The sequence below is a fragment of the Noviherbaspirillum sp. genome (genome assembly GCF_035254865.1).
Classification (GTDB): domain Bacteria; phylum Pseudomonadota; class Gammaproteobacteria; order Burkholderiales; family Burkholderiaceae_D; genus Noviherbaspirillum.
This window is the reverse complement of the sequence record NZ_DATFAF010000043.1, coordinates 98706-115737: the sequence shown is the minus strand read 5'-3', so window position 1 is coordinate 115737 and position 17032 is coordinate 98706. Positions and strand designations below refer to the sequence as shown.

Genomic DNA, 17032 nt, shown 5'->3' with positions numbered 1-17032 from the left:
GCAGAAGCCGCGAATCAGTCAGGCCGTGGTATTGACGTTCTGTCCAAGATGCGGCGGAAGATTCGGCGCGGTGGCGGGCGGCAGTGCCTCCAGCAATGCTGCAGCGCTGCTGGCCTGCACATCGATGGCTTTCTTCAGCACAGCGATCCCGACTGCCTGATTCGTTGCGGTATTGGCGATGGTGGTGGCCAGATTCGCGATGTTATTGACTTCCATGGAGCCCTCCGCTGCTGTTCTACTGTTAACGTCAGCGGTGCGCTATTCTTTAGCAGTCTGTTGAAAAAATTGCCGGACGACCTTTTGGCTTGCCTGCGCCATTTTTCAACAGCCTTGTCAGAGCCTGTCACGGTAAAATACGCCGATGCGAACCATTCTTGCCATTGAAACGTCTTCCGATCTGGCCTCAGTCGCCTTGCTTCACCAAGGGAAAGTCCTGGCACATGAGGCGTCCGGCGTGCAGACCCATTCACAAACCGTGTTGCCGATGGCGCAGGTCTTGCTGGCGCAGGCCGGCGTGGCATTGAAACAGTGCGATGCCATTGCCTTCGGTGCCGGTCCGGGATCGTTTACCGGCGTGCGGACGGCCTGTGGCGTGGCGCAAGGACTGGCCTTCGGGGCGGATTTGCCGGTTGTGCCGGTGGTCACCTTGCAGGCAATGGCGCTAGCCTGCCGCGAGACTTGTGGCGCAACGGATGTGCTGGTCGTGCTCGATGCGCGCATGGAAGAGGTCTACTGGGCACAATATCGTTATCAGGATGGATGGCAAACTGTTACTGCCCCGGCATTGTCCGCACCCTCGGCAGTGGTCGCCGTTGGCGATGTCGTCGCCTGCGGCAATGGTTTGGTTGCGTTTGCGTCCGTCTTCGAAGGGTTGCCGTTTGTCGGCAGCGCGCAGCGCGACATCGTGCCGCATGCGGCGCAGATTGCCCGCTTGGCACAGCTTGAACTCGCCGCCGGACGCGCCGTCAATGCGCGCGACGCACAACCGGTTTACCTGCGCAACAAAGTCGCCATGACGACAGCAGAACGTCTGGCAAGGACGGCCGCATGAGTGCCGTTTACAAAGCGGTCGGCGAGTCGCCGTCCTTGCCATCCCTGCATTTCGCGCCCATGCAGGTCAACGATCTGCCGGACGTGCTGGCAATCGAAAATGACGTCTATCCTTATCCCTGGACGCGCGGCAATTTCCTCGATTCGCTCTACAGCGGCTATGAAACATGGGTGTTGCGCGATGCTTCCGGTGTGCTGGTCGGCTATTTCCTGCTGATGCTGGCGGTGGACGAAGCGCATCTTCTCAATATCAGCGTACGCCGCGATCTGCATGGTCGTGGCATCGGCCGCATGCAGCTCGACAAGGTGGCCGCTGTGGCGAGAGAAAAGGGGATGTCCTCCGTCCTTCTTGAGGTCCGGCCATCCAATCAGCGGGCACTGTCCGTCTACCAGCATTACGGCTTTGTCCAGATCGGACAGCGCAAGGGATACTATCCGGCGCAGGGAAACACCCGCGAGGACGCCATTGTCATGAGATTTCAGTTATGACCGGTTCAGCAGAACGCCGCGCAGTTTTTTTGCAGGAAATCGGTGTGGGGCCCTTATGGCAGCGTCGCACCGCGGTGCCGCCGCAACAGCATCCGTCGACGGAATTTGCTGTGGGGATGAGCCAACCGGCCGCGTTCGATGACATGCCAATTGATATGCCGCCGCTGGCTCTACCGGAAACGGACAAGCCTATGGCACGCGATGTATCGGTGCCTGAAGTGTCGTCGATGGACTGGGAACAGCTCCAGTCAGCGGTTGCAGCATGCACCAAGTGCGGTTTGTGCACCGGACGCACCAAGACCGTTTTCGGCGTTGGCGACGAAAAGGCGAAATGGCTGTTTGTCGGGGAAGGGCCGGGCCGGAATGAAGACCTGCGTGGGGAGCCTTTCATCGGACAGGCAGGCAAATTGCTCGACAACATGCTGCTCGCGATGGGGCTGAAACGCGGAGAAAATGCCTACATCGCCAACATCGTCAAATGCCGTCCGACCGATGAGACCGGACGCGATCGCGTGCCGACACCTGTTGAAACTGCCGCCTGCATGCCCTACCTCGAAAGACAGATCACGCTGATTCAGCCGACGGTCATTGTTGCGCTCGGCAAGACTGCAGCAATTTCCCTGCTTGGAGTCGACGCGGAGACACCCGTTTCCAAGCTGCGCGGCACCGTCCACCGCTACGCCGACCGCCCACTTGTGGTCACCTATCACCCCGCTTATTTGCTGCGCAATATGGCCGACAAGAAAAAGGCATGGGCCGACATTTGTCTCGCCATGACAGCCTATGCAGGCGTCCGCTGATTTCACGGGCGAGAATTTTCAAAGCCAGTTCCACCGGCGGTGGAACCACCTGAACGACCCGCATGTACGGACGCTGGCATGGCTGCTCGACGCTCCCGACCTGCTGGATGCAGGTGCTGCCCAATGGCATGGTCGGATTGCGAGCATCGGCGTCATTGACGAGAACACAAGCAACTGGCTTGCCGAACTTGACTGCGCGCCGGGCGAACTGCATGCCTACCTCGACCTGCAACCGTTCGCCCGACTCGGGCGCTATGCGGAAAAGTTGATGGCCTTCTATCTCGACCATCAGGGGGGGCTGGTGGCGCATGGCGTGCAGGTTCGTGCAGGCAAGAATGACACCGTCGGCGAATTTGATTTCCTGCTGCGACAGGGCACGTCACTCATTCATTGGGAGTTCGCCACCAAGTTGTATCTGTTGGAATCGAGTGGCCATGGACGCGAGGCCGATTATTTCGTTGGCCCCGGCCTGGCTGACACGCTGGGCACCAAGATCCGCAAGATCATGGACCATCAGTTGTCGCTTTCGCAGCACCCTGCTGCGCTGCTTCAGTTGACGGAACCTGTCGCCGCCGCCCTGGCCCTGGTCAAAGGCTGGTTGTTCTACTACGGCCAGACGCCGCCGCCGGCATTGCCGCCGGGGATTTCACGCGCACATTGCCGTGGTTTCTGGTGTGCCTTGGAGGAACTGGATCGGGTTGCCGGCGAACATTTCCTCGTCTTGTCGCGACTGAGCTGGCTGGCGCCGGCCAAGACCGAAATGGGCGCCACGTTGAAGCGCGATGCACTCAAGGAAGAATTGATGCGCCATTTTGGCGGAAGCTCAACGCCGGCACTGGTGGCAGTGCTGGAGCCGCGTGGTAGTCACATGCTCGAAGTGGATCGGGGATTCGTCGTACCAAATGACTGGCGTAACCGGGCCGAACTGCGCATCAGACGCGGGACCTAACGGGGGCGGTTAGATTGCCATTTCTGCAATCTTAGTGCTTGTGCTCTCCGATCAGCGCCAGCGAATCATGTTCACGCTGGTTCGCCGCATGCCGCCGCATGGCAAGGCTCATGGTGCCCGCGACGAACAGCCCGAACAACACGATGACGACATTGATATTCAGATTCAGCTTCACCATCATTGCGTAGAGCATGAGCATCGTCAGCACAGACAGATTCTCGTTGAAGTTTTGCACGGCGATTGAGTGTCCGGCGCTCAACAGGACATGGCCGCGGTGCTGAAGCAGGGCATTCATCGGAACCACGAAATATCCCGACAATCCGCCAACCAGGACCAGCAGGACATACGCCATCCAGGCGCTGTGTACCAGGGTCATCGCCATCACGATAAAACCCATGACGACGCCGAGCGGCATGACGCTGAGCGATTTCTTCAAAGGCACAAAGCGTGCGGCCGCTGCCGCGCCGATTGCAATGCCCAATGCAAATATTCCTTGAAATGTCGCCGCCTGGTCGAGCGGCATGTGAAGCGATTGCTCCGCCCATTTCAGCATGATGAACTGCAGCGTCGCGCCTGCGCCCCAGAACAATGTGGTGACCGCCAGGGAAATCTGCCCCAGCTTGTCTTTCCATAACGTGATAAAACAACCCGCGAAATCCGCAACCAGCCGAATCGGATTACGCTCCTGGTGCGGGTAACGGGCCCCGGTATCCGGAATTCTCAGGTTGAAAATGGCGGCCACGAAATAGGCCGCCATGATGACCGACAAGGCGGCCTCGGCAGGCGTGTTGACGCCGGTGTCGACCATCGGAAAATCGATGCTCAGGAGGTCCGCGGAAATCTGGGGATTGACCAGCGCACCGCCCATGACGGTGCCCAATATGATTGAGACCACTGTCAAACCCTCGATCCAGCCATTGGCTGCGACGAGTTTTTCGGGCGGCAGCAGTTCGGTCAGGATGCCGTATTTGGCGGGAGAGTAGGCTGCTGCGCCGAATCCCACCACGGCGTAGGCGAGCAGCGGATGCACGTTACAGAACATCATCGCACAGCCGCCGATCTTGATGAGATTGGTAATGAACATCACGCGGCCTTTTGGCAGAGAGTCGGCGAAGGCGCCGACAAAGGCCGCGAGCAGGACATAGGACAGAACGAAGAACAGCTTGAGCAACGGCGTCATCCACGCCGGCGATTTCATGGTGGTCAACAGGGCGATAGCTGCGATCAGGAGTGCATTATCGGCAAGCGACGAGAAAAACTGCGCTGCCATGATAGTGAAAAAACCGCGATTCATCCGCATGTTGAGGTGTGCCAGTATGTCTCCGGCAAGCTTTATACCATGAAAACAGGTGCCTACAGTGGAATTCCTGAACGGTGGGCAAGGCCCATCCGGTAAAATGAATCACTGCGCCGATTCATTGTTGTTGACTCTTCAAGATTGTTTTATTTTCATGCCCAGACCGCTTGTCGCAACCATTCATCTTTCTGCCATGCAGCACAACCTCGCCCTTGCCAGACAGTGCACGCCGAATGCCAAGGTATGGGGCGTCGTCAAGGCCAACGCCTACGGGCACGGACTCGCGCGCGGCATGCGAGCGTTTGCCGCTGCCGATGGCTTGGCGCTGATTGAGGTCGACGCCGCCGTGCGCTTGCGGGAACTGGGTTGGCAAAAACCTATCCTGCTGCTGGAAGGTTTTTTCGACGAAACGGATCTGCCCGTTCTCGCGGCATACCACCTGCAGACCGCCATTCATTGCAATGATCAAATCGACATGCTTGAGCGCGCCGCGCTGACATCGCAGATCGATGTGCATTTGAAAATGAACAGCGGCATGAATCGCCTCGGATTTCAACCGGACGCATATCGCGCCGCGCATGCAAGACTTCGTGCGATTCCAGCAATTCGCCACATCACCTTGATGACCCACTTCGCGAACGCCGACGATGCGGTCAACGCCCGGCTCCCGTTGAGCGAACAAATCCGACGCTTCGAGCGCGGCACGGAGGGATTGCCCGGCGAGCGCAGCATTTCCAATTCGGCAGCGGTGCTGACACGCCCGGATCTGCGCAGCAATTGGGTGCGCCCCGGCATCATGCTTTATGGCGGCACGCCCGGCGGCAAGACGGCTGAAGCCTTTGGATTGCGACCGGCAATGACGCTTGCCAGCGAAATCATCGGTGTGCAGCAAGTCGGTGCCGGAGAAGCGGTCGGTTACGGCAGTCGCTTCGTGGCGGACAGACCGATGACAATCGGTGTGGTGGCATGCGGTTATGCGGATGGGTATCCGCGTCATGCGCCCAACGGAACGCCGATCGTTGTCGAAGGACAGAGAACCAAATTGATCGGGCGTGTCTCCATGGACATGATTACCGTTGATCTGACGGGCATTCCCGGGGCCGGAATCGGCAGCAAGGCGATCCTGTGGGGGAACGGCTTGCCGATCGATGAGGTTGCGGACGCTGCCGGCACGCTCGGGTATGAGTTGATGTGCGCATTGGCGCCGCGCGTGCAGGTGGTCGAGGAATAACGAATCAATATCCATGGCAAAACAGAAAACCAATTACACCTGTACCGAGTGCGGCGGCGTTTCCAGCAAATGGGCAGGGCAGTGTGCATCGTGCGGCCAATGGAACACATTGGTCGAGACTGTGATTGAGGCGGCCGGAAATCGTTTCTCGGGTCAGCATCAGGGCCTGGCGCAGACTTCGCCGGTGCTCAGCCTCGCCGATATCGAAGCAATCGACGTTCCGCGCTTTGGCACAGGTATTGAAGAGTTCGACCGTGTACTTGGTGGCGGACTGGTAGCCGGCGGCGTGGTTCTGATCGGCGGAGATCCCGGCATTGGCAAATCGACATTGCTGCTGCAGGCATTGGCCAATATGTCGCGTATCAAGAAGACCTTATATGTCAGCGGCGAGGAATCCGGTTCGCAGATTGCATTGCGTGCAAAACGGCTTGCCGTAGATGCGAAAGAATTGCAGTTGCAGGCAGAAATCCAGCTTGAGAAGATCCTCAATACGCTGGCTGACCACAAACCGCAGGTTGCGGTAATCGACTCGATCCAGACTATCTATTCCGATGCATTGACGTCCGCGCCCGGCTCGGTGGCGCAGGTGCGCGAATGCGCCGCTCAGCTGACCCGCGTGGCGAAGCAATCCGGCATCACCATCATCATGGTTGGCCATGTGACGAAAGAGGGCGCATTGGCCGGACCGCGTGTGCTCGAACATATTGTCGATACGGTGCTGTACTTTGAAGGCGACACACACTCCAGCTTCCGTCTCGTGCGCGCGTTCAAGAACCGTTTCGGTGCGGTCAATGAACTGGGCGTGTTCGCAATGACCGAAAAAGGCTTGAAGGGCGTGTCCAATCCTTCAGCCTTGTTCTTGTCGCAACACGACAACCAGGTTCCCGGGTCGTGCGTGATGGTGACGCAGGAAGGAACGCGTCCCTTGCTGGTGGAAATCCAGGCGCTGGTGGATACCTCGCACGTGCCCAATGCGCGTCGCTTGTCGGTCGGCCTGGAGCAGAATCGTCTGGCCATGCTGCTTGCAGTGCTGCATCGACATGCCGCCGTCGCAGCCTTCGACCAGGATGTGTTCATCAATGCGGTCGGCGGCGTGAAAATCACGGAACCGGCCGCGGATCTCGCTGTCTTGCTTGCCATTCATTCATCGATGCGCAACAAGCCGCTTCCGCGCGGCCTGGTCGCTTTTGGCGAAGTAGGACTTGCGGGAGAAATTCGTCCGGCGCCGCGCGGGCAGGAGCGCTTGCGCGAAGCCGCCAAGCTCGGCTTCTCGATCGCCTTGATTCCGAAGGCTAACGCACCCAAGCAAAAGATCGAAGGCCTTACCGTCATCGGCGTCGAGCGCATCGATGAAGCGCTCAATCGCGCCCGGGAGCAGGACTGATTTTCAGTCGATCAGGCAGCTCGCCGCCTGCACGCCGCTCCGCACTGCGGATTCCAGCGTTGCCGGATAATCGCTCGCGGTATAGTCGCCAGCGATCACCAATCTCTTGAGGCCAATCTGGTTCGACGGCCGGGCGAGGGCCGGCACGCATGAAAAGGTGGCGCGCTTCTCGCTGATGACTTTCGTCCATTGCGGGCGGGCCAATGCGGGCTCCTGAAAGACTGTCGCAAGCTGCCTGGCGATCGCCGTTGCAAGCGCGTCGTGTCCGGCAGCGATGGCCTCGCTCGATGCGCTCACGACCACCGCCAGCAGGCCGGCGTGCTTCGAATCAAGCTGTCCGCGATCGAAAACGAATTGCCCCCATTGTTCGCCGGCGGCATCATCCAGCAGCGCGTAGAAGGCTTGTGCCAGCCTGAAATCCTGCGCGTATTGCAGATAGCAGGTGCTGATCGGCTCGTACTCAAATGTCGGCAGCGGAGTTTCGACAAGTCCTTCGAGCAGGCCGCTCGCATGACTTGCCTGCGTGGCGATCACAACGCCGTCGAATTGCACCTGTTCCACGCCGGACGCGCTTGTCGCATGAAGCCGCCATCCGTTTTCAGCCGTTTCGATTCTCGTGATTGTCGTCCCGCACAGCACCTCGCCGCCGTGCTGTTCGACGAACGAGCCTGCGCGCTTCGGAAAGACGCCAGTCAGGTCGGCACGCGGGATGAGCATATCGGACGCCGCCCGGCGCGCGCCGAGACTGTCGCGCAGCACATTGAGAAAGACTTGCGCCGAGGCTTGTTCCGGCAGTGTATTCAAGGCGGCAATACACAGCGGACGCCACATCAGACGGATCAAGCGATCGGTTTGATCGAAACGCTCCAGCAATTCGGCAACGCTGCAATCCGTATGCAATTGCCAGTCCATCCAGCGCGCTGTTGTCGAAAAGCGCGCCAGCGCAAGTTTGTCTTCCCGTGCCAAACCGCGCGCCCGCAGCAGGCCGATCAGTACGTGCAAGGGAGCCGGAAGGCGTGGCGTGATGAAGTCCATTCCGCCACTGTTGGCGGGATAGCGCATCTGAAGCGGCAAGCGCAGTAATGCATCAGACGGATCCATGCCGGTGACGCGCATCAGCCGCAAGGTTTCGCTATAGGCGCCAAGCAGGATATGCTGGCCGTTGTCGAGCGTCAGTCCATTGATCTCGACGGCACGTGCCCGGCCGCCCAGCGATCGGGCCGATTCGAACAGGGTAACCGGATACTCTTTATGCGCGAGCTCGACCGCTGCGGCGCAGCCCGCCCAGCCGCTGCCTACGACCGCAATGCGACGCATGACGAATACGTGACCGTTGTGCCGAACTTATCCGCGCACATAGGTTTTCCATGCCAGCCAAAGCTTGCGGATCGGCGTGAGGGAAATCTTCTGGTTCAATACGTGGAAACCGTCGCGCTGAATTTCATCCAGCAGTGCACGGTAGATCGCAGCCATCATCAGCCCCGGTCGTTGCGAACGACGATCAGCGTTCGGAAGCAGTGCAAAGGCTTCTTCATAAGTCGTTTGCGCGCGCTCGGCCTGAAAGCGCATCAAGTTCTCAAAATTTTCATTGTGACGCGCATTCAGGATATCCGCGGCGGTCACATTGAACTGTTGCAGTTCATTGACGGGCAGATAGATCCGTCCCTTGCGCGCGTCTTCACCGACATCACGGATGATATTGGTGAGCTGGAAAGCGAGGCCCAGTTTTTCCGCATACTGCAAGGTTTCCTGCTGCGTTACACCAAAGATCCGCGACGACATGATTCCGACGACACTTGCCGCGTGCCAGCAATACCGTTTCAATCCTGCGAAATCCAGATAGCGGGTCTGATCGAGATCCATTTCCATGCCGTCGATAATCGCTTGCAAGTGCTTTCCATCCAACGCATAACTGGCCATATGCGGTTGCAGGGCCTTCGTGACCGGATGCGACGGCGTCCCGCCCAGCATGTCCTGGACCTCCTTGCGCCACCACATCAACTTGTTGCGGGCAATCGTGACGTCGTTGCATTCGTCGACGGTATCGTCGACTTCCCGACAAAATGCGTACAGCGCCGTGATCGCACGACGGCGTTCAACCGGCAGAAACAGGAAGCTGTAATAAAAGCTGGAGCCGCTTTGCACGGCTTTTTGTTGGCAATATTCGTCGGGCGACATGTGGCCTTGCTTGGATGCTGATCGAAACCCGCTATGCTAGCCGACGCGGGCGGTCTGCGCCAAACTGAATTTCATTCCGGCTGCCCGCCATGCCATGCGAAGCCAATCCCCAGCGCTCAATTGCGGGCGATGGCGGAAGACGTCGTAGTCGACGGCTTCGATGCGCTCGAGAATGCGCAATCCACCTTGAATCACCAACCGCAATTCCCAGCCAATGCGTCCCGGCAGCCTCAGGGCAAGCGGGGCGCCCGAGAGCATCATGGCGCGTGCGCGATCCACCTCATGTCGCAACAGATTGCGCCAGCAGTCGTCAACATTGCCAGCCGCCAGATGCGTTTCGGAAACGCAGAAGCGCTCACAATCCTGTTGGGGTAGATAGATGCGCTTCTTGGCCCAGTCAACGGCAACATCCTGCCAAAAGTTAATCAATTGCAAAGCGCTGCAAATCGCGTCCGAGTCGCGCATGTTTGCCGGATTCGCAGCACCGTACAAGTGCAGCATCAAATACCCAACCGGGTTGGCCGAACGCCGGCAATAGTCGATCAGGGATCCGAAATTGGCATAGCGCGTGGTGACGACATCTTGCTTGAACGCCGACAGCAAATCGCGAAACGGCTGAATCGGTAGGCCGAAATCCAATATGATTTTGGCAAGGCGCTGAAACAGTGGAATGTCAGGCGGAGTCCCGCGCTCAATCGCGTCCAGCGCCAGTTCATAACGTGTCAGCGCCGCAAGCCGCGTGTCGGGCGCCGCATCTCCTTCATCAGCAAGATCATCGGCACTGCGCGCAAAAGCATAGATTGTTTCGACCGCGGGACGCAGGCGGGCCGGCATCAAAAGCGAGGCAACTGGGAAGTTTTCGTAATGGTCAATTGACATTTTTAGGGGTAACTGACTAAAAAGTCATATGCAAAGTAAGAGTCTCGTGCTTATAATTACTAACCAGTCAGTCATTAATATCCGTGCACATTGAATAACGTTTTCCGGGCCAGCATGCAGCCCGAATAGTAAAGGAAAAGAACGTGGCCGCTCTGATAAATCAAACTGAACCGTCGCAAGGCCGCCCGCGGCCAAGCCCTGTTGCGGCTTTCGTCCTCTCGGGTCTTCTCCTAGCGGGATGCTCGAAGCCGGTTGAAAAGGTAGAGGAAATTCGTCCGGTCCGCGCGATGCAGTTGTCCGCCGACAATGTCGACGTCATTGCCGAGTTCTCCGGCGACGTTCGTGCACGGGTTGAGTCGCGCCTGGGTTTCCGGGTCGGCGGAAAGATCGTTTCGCGCAAAGTCGATGTCGGATCAACCGTCAAGCGCGGGCAGGTATTGATGCAACTCGATCCGCAAGACTTGCAGCTCGCGCAAGCCCAGGCCAACGCGGGCCTGAGGGCGGCAGAAAGCAATCGCGATCTTGCCAGGGCCGAGCTGAAGCGTTATCAGGAACTGCGAGCCAAGAATTTCGTCAGCCAGGCAGTGCTTGACGCCAAGGAAACGGCGTACAAGGCCGCTCAAGCAAGCTTTGAACAAGCGCAGGCGGGCTACCGCAACCAGTCCAATCAGGCCGGCTATACCACTCTGGTTTCTGACGTGGACGGTGTCGTCACCGGCGTCGATGCAGAAGTCGGCCAGGTAGTCGCCGCAGGCAGCCCGGTGGTCCGCGTAGCAAAGACGGGCGACAAGGAAATCGTGATCGGCATCCCGGAAGACAAGGTGGATGCATTGCGCCGTGTTTCCGACGTTCGAGTGCGCACCTGGGCGAACCCCACGCAGATCATCCCCGGGAAATTGCGCGAATTGTCGCCGGTTGCCGATCCTGCAACACGTACGTACACGGCAAAAATATCGATCCCGAATGCACCTGACGGCATCAAGCTCGGCATGACGGCCTACGTCGCCTTCGCGGGAAAGACGGCAAATGAAATGATCAAGCTGCCCTTGACGGCGCTGTTTCAGGACAAATCCTCAACAGCAGTCTGGGTAGTGGAAAACGGCAGCGTCAAGCTCGTTCCGATTCAGGTCGGCGGCACTTCCGGCAACGACATCCTGGTCGCCGGCGGCATCGCGCCTGGCCAGACGATCGTGACTGCCGGCGTGAATCTCCTCAAGCCCGGCCAAAAGGTCAAAATCCTTGGCGATGAAGCGATTGCCAAGCCGGATAGCGCCGTCGCGATCACAAGCACCAGCACCCAAACCGCAAACTCCGGCATCGCTGACGGAGTCGCCAAATGAAGGGCGGTTTTAACCTCTCCCGCTGGGCGCTCGAGCACATTCCACTGACGCGTTACCTCATCGTTGCCCTCCTGATCGGCGGCATCCTGAGCTATACCCGCCTTGGCCAGGACGAAGACCCGCCGTTTACTTTCCGCGCGATGGTTGTGCGCGCCGTCTGGCCCGGCGCCACCGCGCTGCAGATGGCCGAGCAGGTGACCGACAAGCTGGAAAAGAAGCTGCAGGAAACGCCTTACATCGACAAGATCCGCAGCTATTCGAAGCCGGGCGAAACCGTCATCATCCTGCAACTGCGCGAGTCAACACCGCCCAAGGATGTGCCCTCGGCCTGGTACCAGGTGCGAAAGAAGATCGGCGATATCCGCCCGACTTTGCCTGGCGGCGTGGTCGGCCCGTTTTTCAATGATGAATTTGGCGATACCTACGGTTCCATTTTTGCGATCTCTGGCGATGGCTTCAGTTACGCCGAAGTGAAGGACTACGCCGATTTCGTGCGACAGCAATTGTTGAAAGTCCCGTCCGTCGCCAAGGTCGAAATGTTCGGCGTGCAGGATGAGAAGCTCAACATCGAGTTCTCGCACAAGAAATTTGCTCAGCTCGGCATTCCGTTCGATGCGATCGTCGCTCAACTGAACGCCCAGAATACCGTCGAATCGACCGGTGTCCTGGTGACTCCGACGGATAATCTCCAGGTGCGTGTGACGGGCGCCATGAAAAGCGTCAAGGATCTGGAAGACCTTGAGTTGCGCGCTGGCGGGACCACCTTCCGGCTCGGTGACTTTGCGACCATCAAGCGGGAATACAAGGATCCGCCGCAAGACAAGATGCGCTTCAACGGCAAGGAAGTCATCGGTCTGGGCATCTCGATGGAGAAGGGTGGCGACATCATCCAGCTCGGGCACAATCTGGAAAAGACCGTCAGCGACATCAAGAATAAGCTGCCAGTCGGCATCGAGCTGGAGCATGTCTCGAATCAGCCGAAAGCTGTGTCTTCCTCGGTGAATGAGTTCTTGCGTACGCTGACCGAAGCCGTGTTGATCGTCCTCGGGGTCAGTTTCCTGTCCCTCGGTCTGCACACGAAGCCATTCCGTCTCGATATCTGGCCGGGGCTGGTAGTGGCCCTGACCATTCCGATGGTGCTGGCGGTTACCTTCCTTTTCATGCGGATTTTCAGCATTGACTTGCACAAGATTTCTCTCGGTGCGCTGATCATTGCACTCGGCCTGCTGGTTGACGATGCCATCATCGCAGTCGAAATGATGGTGCGCAAACTGGAAGAGGGTTACTCGCGCTTCGACGCCGCGACCTTCGCCTATACCTCGACCGCCATGCCGATGCTGACAGGGACGCTGATTACCGCCGCCGGTTTTCTTCCGATCGGCTTGGCAAAATCCGCGGCTGGCGAATACACATTCTCGATGTTCTCGGTCAATGCGCTCGCGCTGCTCATCTCCTGGGTGGTCGCCGTGCTGTTTACACCTTACATCGGTTATATGTTGCTCAAGGTGAAGCCAGCGACGAATGCGGACGGTCACCATGAACTGTTCGATGGCCCGTTCTACAAGCGCTTCCGTGGCCTCGTGAACTGGTGCGTGGAGTGGCGCAAGACCACCATCCTGCTGACGCTCGGTGTCTTTGTGCTCGGTGTATTCGGCTTTCGCTTCATCGAGCAGCAATTCTTCCCGGATTCGAGCCGGCCTGAACTGATGGTCGAACTCTGGATGCCGGAAGGGACTGCTTTTGCGGCAACGGAAGCGCAAACGAAGAAATTCGAAAGTTTCATCCGCAAGCAAGAAGGCGTCGAAAGCATTACCGCTTATGTCGGCACCGGCAGCCCTCGCTTTTATCTTCCGCTGGACCAGATTTTCCCGCAGAGTAATGTAACGCAACTGGTGGTTCTGCCCAAGGATCTGAAGGCGCGGGAAGCCTTGCGTCTAAAGATCATCGACGCATTCAAGAATGATTTTCCCGGAGTGCGTGGCCGCGTGAAGTTGTTGCCGAACGGGCCGCCTGTTCCATATCCAGTGCAATTTCGCGTCAGTGGTCTGGATGTCCCCAAGGTCCGCGCGATTGCCGACCAGGTGAAGGAAATCATGCGCGCCAATCCGAACGCGGTTGGGGTCAATGACAACTGGAACGAATCGGTCAAAGTCTTGCGGCTTGACCTCGACCAGGACAAGTTGCGCGCGCTCGGTATCAGTTCGCAAACCGTGATGCGTACAGCAAATACCATCCTGACCGGAACGGCTATTGGCCAATATCGCGACAGCAACAAGCTGATCGACATCGTGGCTCGCCAGCCGGTCGAAGAGCGCTCGACGATTTCGGCTCTGAATGAAGCCAACATTCAGACGGCGAGCGGAAGAGCCGTGCCGCTATTGCAGGTGGCGCGCCCGCATTTCGTATGGGAGCCGGGTGTGATCTGGCGCGAAGGGCGCGAATGGGCGATCACGGTGCAGTCGGATGTCGTCGACGGCGTCCAGGGGCCGACTGTGTCGAGCCAGCTCAATCCCAAGCTGGACGCATTGCGGGCACAGCTTCCGGCTGGTTATCGCATCGAACTTGCGGGGGCTGCCGCCGATAGCGGGAAAGCGCAGGAGTCCATTGCCGCCAATGTGCCACTGGTAATCTTCATCATCTTCACGCTGTTGATGCTGCAGTTGCACAGCTTCTCGCGATCCTTGCTGGTATTCCTGACCGGACCGTTGGGAGTCGCGGGCGCAGCCATGGCATTGCTCATCCTGCACAGGCCCTTCGGATTTGTTGCGCAGCTTGGTGTGATCGCCTTGTTCGGCATGATTATCCGCAATTCGGTGATCCTGATCGACCAGATCGAATCGGATATTGCGCAAGGCGCCGCGCCCTGGAACGCCATTGTCGAAGCCGTGGTGCGGCGCTTCCGTCCGATCATCCTGACGGCGGCTGCAGCGGTGCTGGCGATGATCCCGTTGTCGCGCTCAGTGTTCTGGGGGCCGATGGCCGTGGCAATCATGGGCGGTTTGATCATCGCAACGGCATTGACGCTGCTGTTCCTGCCCGCTCTCTATGCAGCATGGTTCAGAGTGAAGAAACCGGAGCCCGAGGTCGCGATCATTCCTTAAGAGATGTTCGCAAACGGTCCGGCCGCATTTCAAGTCCTCCCGAGCCATCAAAAATCGGGACAGGCAAGGGAAAAAATGCAGTAAAATGCCGGGTTGAAGTTGAAGAGCTACTAACAAGAGCTTTGTGGGGCGACCAAATTTTCACTTCATGGTCGCCCTTTGCTTTTGTGCATAATCAATACAAATCCCGGCGAGGATGGCGAAATTGGTAGACGCACCAGGTTTAGGTCCTGACGCCAGCAATGGTGTGGGGGTTCGAGTCCCCCTCCTCGCACCACAAAATAGTTAATTTTTTGGACGATTCACATGGCAACTGCAGTCGAAACTTTGGACAAACTCGAGCGCCGCATCACCATTACCGTGCCGCTGGCGGATGTACAGGCAGAAGTTGAAAAGCGCTTGAAGATTCGCGCCCGTAGCGCAAAGGCTCCGGGTTTCCGCCCGGGCAAGGTCCCGATGAAGATGGTCGCCCAGCAGTATGGTTACCAGGTCGAGACCGAAGTGCTGAATGACAAGGTAGGACGCGCGTTCAACGAGGCAGCCAGCGAAAACAATCTCAAGGTAGCCGGTTACCCGAAGATCGAGCCGAAGTCCGGCGACGGAGCTCCCGAAGGCGTTGTCGCCTTCGATGCGACCTTCGAGGTCTACCCGGAAGTGAAGATCGGCGATCTGTCCCAGGTTGAGGTTGAGAAGGTCACAAGTCAGGTTACCGACGCCGAAATCGACAAGACCATCGACATCCTGCGCAAACAGCGTGTGCACTACCACGTCAAAGGCGAGCAGGGTGCGCATGGCGATGGCGGTGCCGATCAAACGGCACAGAACGGCGACCGCGTCACGGTCGACTTCGTCGGCAAGATCGACGGTGTCGAATTCCAGGGCGGCAAGGCGGAAGACTATCCGTTCGTTCTCGGCGAAGGCCGCATGCTGTCGGAGTTCGAAAACGCTGCAATCGGTTTGAAGGTTGGCGAGTCGAAGACTTTCCCGCTCAATTTCCCCGCTGATTACCATGGCAAAGATGTGGCTGGCAAAACCGCCGAGTTCACGATCACCATGAAGAAGATCGAATGGGCGCATCTGCCGGAGGTGGACGCAGAATTCGCCAAGTCGCTGGGAATTGCAGATGGCGATCTGCAAAAGATGCGCGAAGATATCAAGGTCAACCTGGAACGCGAAGTGAACGGCCGCGTCAAGTCGAAGACCAAGGACAGCGTGATGAACGCCTTGATCAAGGCTTCGGAACTGGACGTGCCGAAGGCGCTGGTCGACCAGGATGTCGAACGCTTGATTGAAATGGCTCGCCAGGACATGGCGCAACGCGGTATGAAGGTCAACGACATGCCGTTCCCGCCGGAGCTGTTCACGGCACAGGCCGAACGTCGCGTTCGCCTCGGCTTGATCCTCGCTGAAGTCGTCAAGGCCAACAAGCTGGATGCAACGCCCGAGCAGGTGAAGAGTCAGGTCGAAGAATTCGCGCAGAGCTACGAAGATCCGCAGCAAGTGCTCAAGTTCTACTACAGCGACCGTCGTCGCCTGGCGGAAGTGGAAGCCCTTGTTTTGGAAGAAAACGTCGTTAACTACGTGCTGGGCAAGGCAAAGGTAGCTGAAAAGCCGGTCGCATTCGACGAATTGATGGGCAACAACGCGCAGGCCTGATCAGCTTGATCGGCCGGTGCGCACTCCATGAGGAAAGCACATGTCACGCATGATGAAAAATTCAGCGCTTGATACCGAAATGCTCGGTATGGTGCCGATAGTGATTGAACAGAGCGGCCGCGGCGAGCGCGCGTACGATATCTACTCGCGCCTGTTGAAGGAACGCGTTATTTTTCTGGTCGGCCCGGTCACCGACCAGACCGCGAATCTGATCGTTGCGCAGATGCTGTTCCTGGAAAGCGAAAATCCGGACAAGGATATTTCGCTCTATATCAACTCGCCGGGCGGTTCGGTGTCTGCAGGCATGGCAATCTATGACACCATGCAGTTCATCAAGCCGGACGTCTCGACCCTGTGCACTGGACTCGCCGCTTCGATGGGCGCGTTCTTGCTGGCCGCAGGCGCGAAGGGCAAGCGTTTCTCTTTGCCGAATTCGCGTATCATGATTCATCAGCCTTTGGGCGGTGCGCAAGGCCAGGCAACGGATATCGAAATCCAGGCGCGCGAGATTCTTTATCTGCGAGACCGGCTGAACCACATTCTTGCTGAAAAAACCGGTAAAACCGTGGAACAAATCAGCAAGGATACAGACAGAGATAATTTCATGTCTGCTGCGGAAGCGGCTGAGTATGGCATGATTGACAAGGTGCTGACCACCCGCGTCTGAGACGGTTATCC

General features: G+C 58.1%; 15 protein-coding genes and 1 tRNA gene. 11 read left to right on the top strand and 5 right to left on the bottom strand.

The features are described 5' to 3' along the window. Nucleotides 1-18: 18 nt before the first annotated feature. Nucleotides 19-216, bottom strand: a complete 198-nt coding sequence (locus VJ651_RS11675; protein WP_324107617.1) for a YjfB family protein — start codon at nt 214-216, stop codon at nt 19-21. A gap of 145 nt (nt 217-361) precedes the next feature. On the opposite strand from VJ651_RS11675, the gene tsaB reads away from it, so the two are divergent. Genes tsaB through VJ651_RS11655 form a run of 4 tightly spaced genes read left to right on the top strand, consistent with a single transcriptional unit; the run spans nt 362 to nt 3288 of the window. Continuing rightward, nucleotides 362-1051, top strand: a complete 690-nt coding sequence (gene tsaB / locus VJ651_RS11670; RefSeq protein ID WP_324107616.1) for a tRNA (adenosine(37)-N6)-threonylcarbamoyltransferase complex dimerization subunit type 1 TsaB — start codon at nt 362-364, stop codon at nt 1049-1051. Beyond that, on the top strand, nt 1048-1539 hold the full coding sequence (rimI, locus tag VJ651_RS11665; RefSeq protein ID WP_324107615.1) for a ribosomal protein S18-alanine N-acetyltransferase: 492 nt from the start codon (nt 1048-1050) through the stop codon (nt 1537-1539). Before tsaB ends, rimI begins: the two co-directional genes overlap by 4 nt. Continuing rightward, on the top strand, nt 1527-2339 hold the full coding sequence (locus VJ651_RS11660; protein ID WP_414691339.1) for a uracil-DNA glycosylase: 813 nt from the start codon (nt 1527-1529) through the stop codon (nt 2337-2339). Before rimI ends, VJ651_RS11660 begins: the two co-directional genes overlap by 13 nt. Continuing rightward, on the top strand, nt 2323-3288 hold the full coding sequence (locus VJ651_RS11655; RefSeq protein WP_324107613.1) for a DUF1853 family protein: 966 nt from the start codon (nt 2323-2325) through the stop codon (nt 3286-3288). The genes VJ651_RS11660 and VJ651_RS11655 overlap by 17 nt, the downstream gene beginning before the upstream one ends. A gap of 31 nt (nt 3289-3319) precedes the next feature. On the opposite strand, the gene lplT is transcribed toward VJ651_RS11655, so the two are convergent. Further along, the gene (lplT, locus tag VJ651_RS11650; protein WP_324107651.1) at nt 3320-4582 is read right to left on the bottom strand and encodes a lysophospholipid transporter LplT; all 1263 of its coding nucleotides are present in this window, start codon (nt 4580-4582) and stop codon (nt 3320-3322) included. Nucleotides 4583-4739: 157 nt separating this feature from the next. Between lplT and alr the strand changes: the two genes are divergently transcribed. Together alr and radA are read left to right on the top strand one after the other, a co-directional pair. Continuing rightward, nucleotides 4740-5816 carry an alanine racemase gene (gene alr / locus VJ651_RS11645; protein ID WP_324107612.1) on the top strand — a complete coding sequence of 359 codons (1077 nt, stop codon included), beginning with the start codon at nt 4740-4742 and terminating at the stop codon, nt 5814-5816. Between the two features lie 13 nt (nt 5817-5829). Next, complete coding sequence (gene radA, locus VJ651_RS11640; RefSeq protein WP_136419549.1) at nt 5830-7200, top strand: DNA repair protein RadA; 1371 nt, start codon at nt 5830-5832, stop codon at nt 7198-7200. Nucleotides 7201-7203: 3 nt separating this feature from the next. Here the strand turns inward: radA and hpnE are convergent, their stop codons facing one another. From hpnE to hpnC, 3 genes are read right to left on the bottom strand one after another with little or no spacing between them, the layout of a single operon-like run. Then, the gene (gene hpnE, locus VJ651_RS11635; RefSeq protein ID WP_324107611.1) at nt 7204-8517 is read right to left on the bottom strand and encodes a hydroxysqualene dehydroxylase HpnE; all 1314 of its coding nucleotides are present in this window, start codon (nt 8515-8517) and stop codon (nt 7204-7206) included. 27 nt (nt 8518-8544) lie between these two features. After that, entirely contained in the window at nt 8545-9378 is an 834-nt protein-coding gene (gene hpnD / locus VJ651_RS11630) for a presqualene diphosphate synthase HpnD (protein WP_324107610.1), read from the bottom strand. A gap of 36 nt (nt 9379-9414) precedes the next feature. Continuing rightward, nucleotides 9415-10257, bottom strand: a complete 843-nt coding sequence (hpnC, locus tag VJ651_RS11625; RefSeq protein WP_324107609.1) for a squalene synthase HpnC — start codon at nt 10255-10257, stop codon at nt 9415-9417. 287 nt (nt 10258-10544) lie between these two features. On the opposite strand from hpnC, the gene VJ651_RS11620 reads away from it, so the two are divergent. From VJ651_RS11620 to clpP, 5 genes are all read left to right on the top strand, one after another. Continuing rightward, nucleotides 10545-11597: an efflux RND transporter periplasmic adaptor subunit gene (locus VJ651_RS11620; protein ID WP_324107608.1), complete on the top strand. Its 1053-nt coding sequence runs from the start codon at nt 10545-10547 to the stop codon at nt 11595-11597. Continuing rightward, a complete protein-coding gene (locus tag VJ651_RS11615) occupies nt 11594-14698 on the top strand; it encodes an efflux RND transporter permease subunit (RefSeq protein WP_324107607.1) in 3105 nt (1034 codons plus the stop codon). Before VJ651_RS11620 ends, VJ651_RS11615 begins: the two co-directional genes overlap by 4 nt. A 190-nt stretch (nt 14699-14888) precedes the next feature. After that, a tRNA-Leu gene (locus tag VJ651_RS11610) sits at nt 14889-14975 on the top strand. A 29-nt stretch (nt 14976-15004) separates the two neighbouring features. Further along, the gene (tig, locus tag VJ651_RS11605; RefSeq protein ID WP_136419500.1) at nt 15005-16354 is read left to right on the top strand and encodes a trigger factor; all 1350 of its coding nucleotides are present in this window, start codon (nt 15005-15007) and stop codon (nt 16352-16354) included. Between the two features lie 40 nt (nt 16355-16394). Next, a complete protein-coding gene (clpP, locus tag VJ651_RS11600) occupies nt 16395-17021 on the top strand; it encodes an ATP-dependent Clp endopeptidase proteolytic subunit ClpP (RefSeq protein WP_136419499.1) in 627 nt (208 codons plus the stop codon). Nucleotides 17022-17032: the final 11 nt, after the last annotated feature.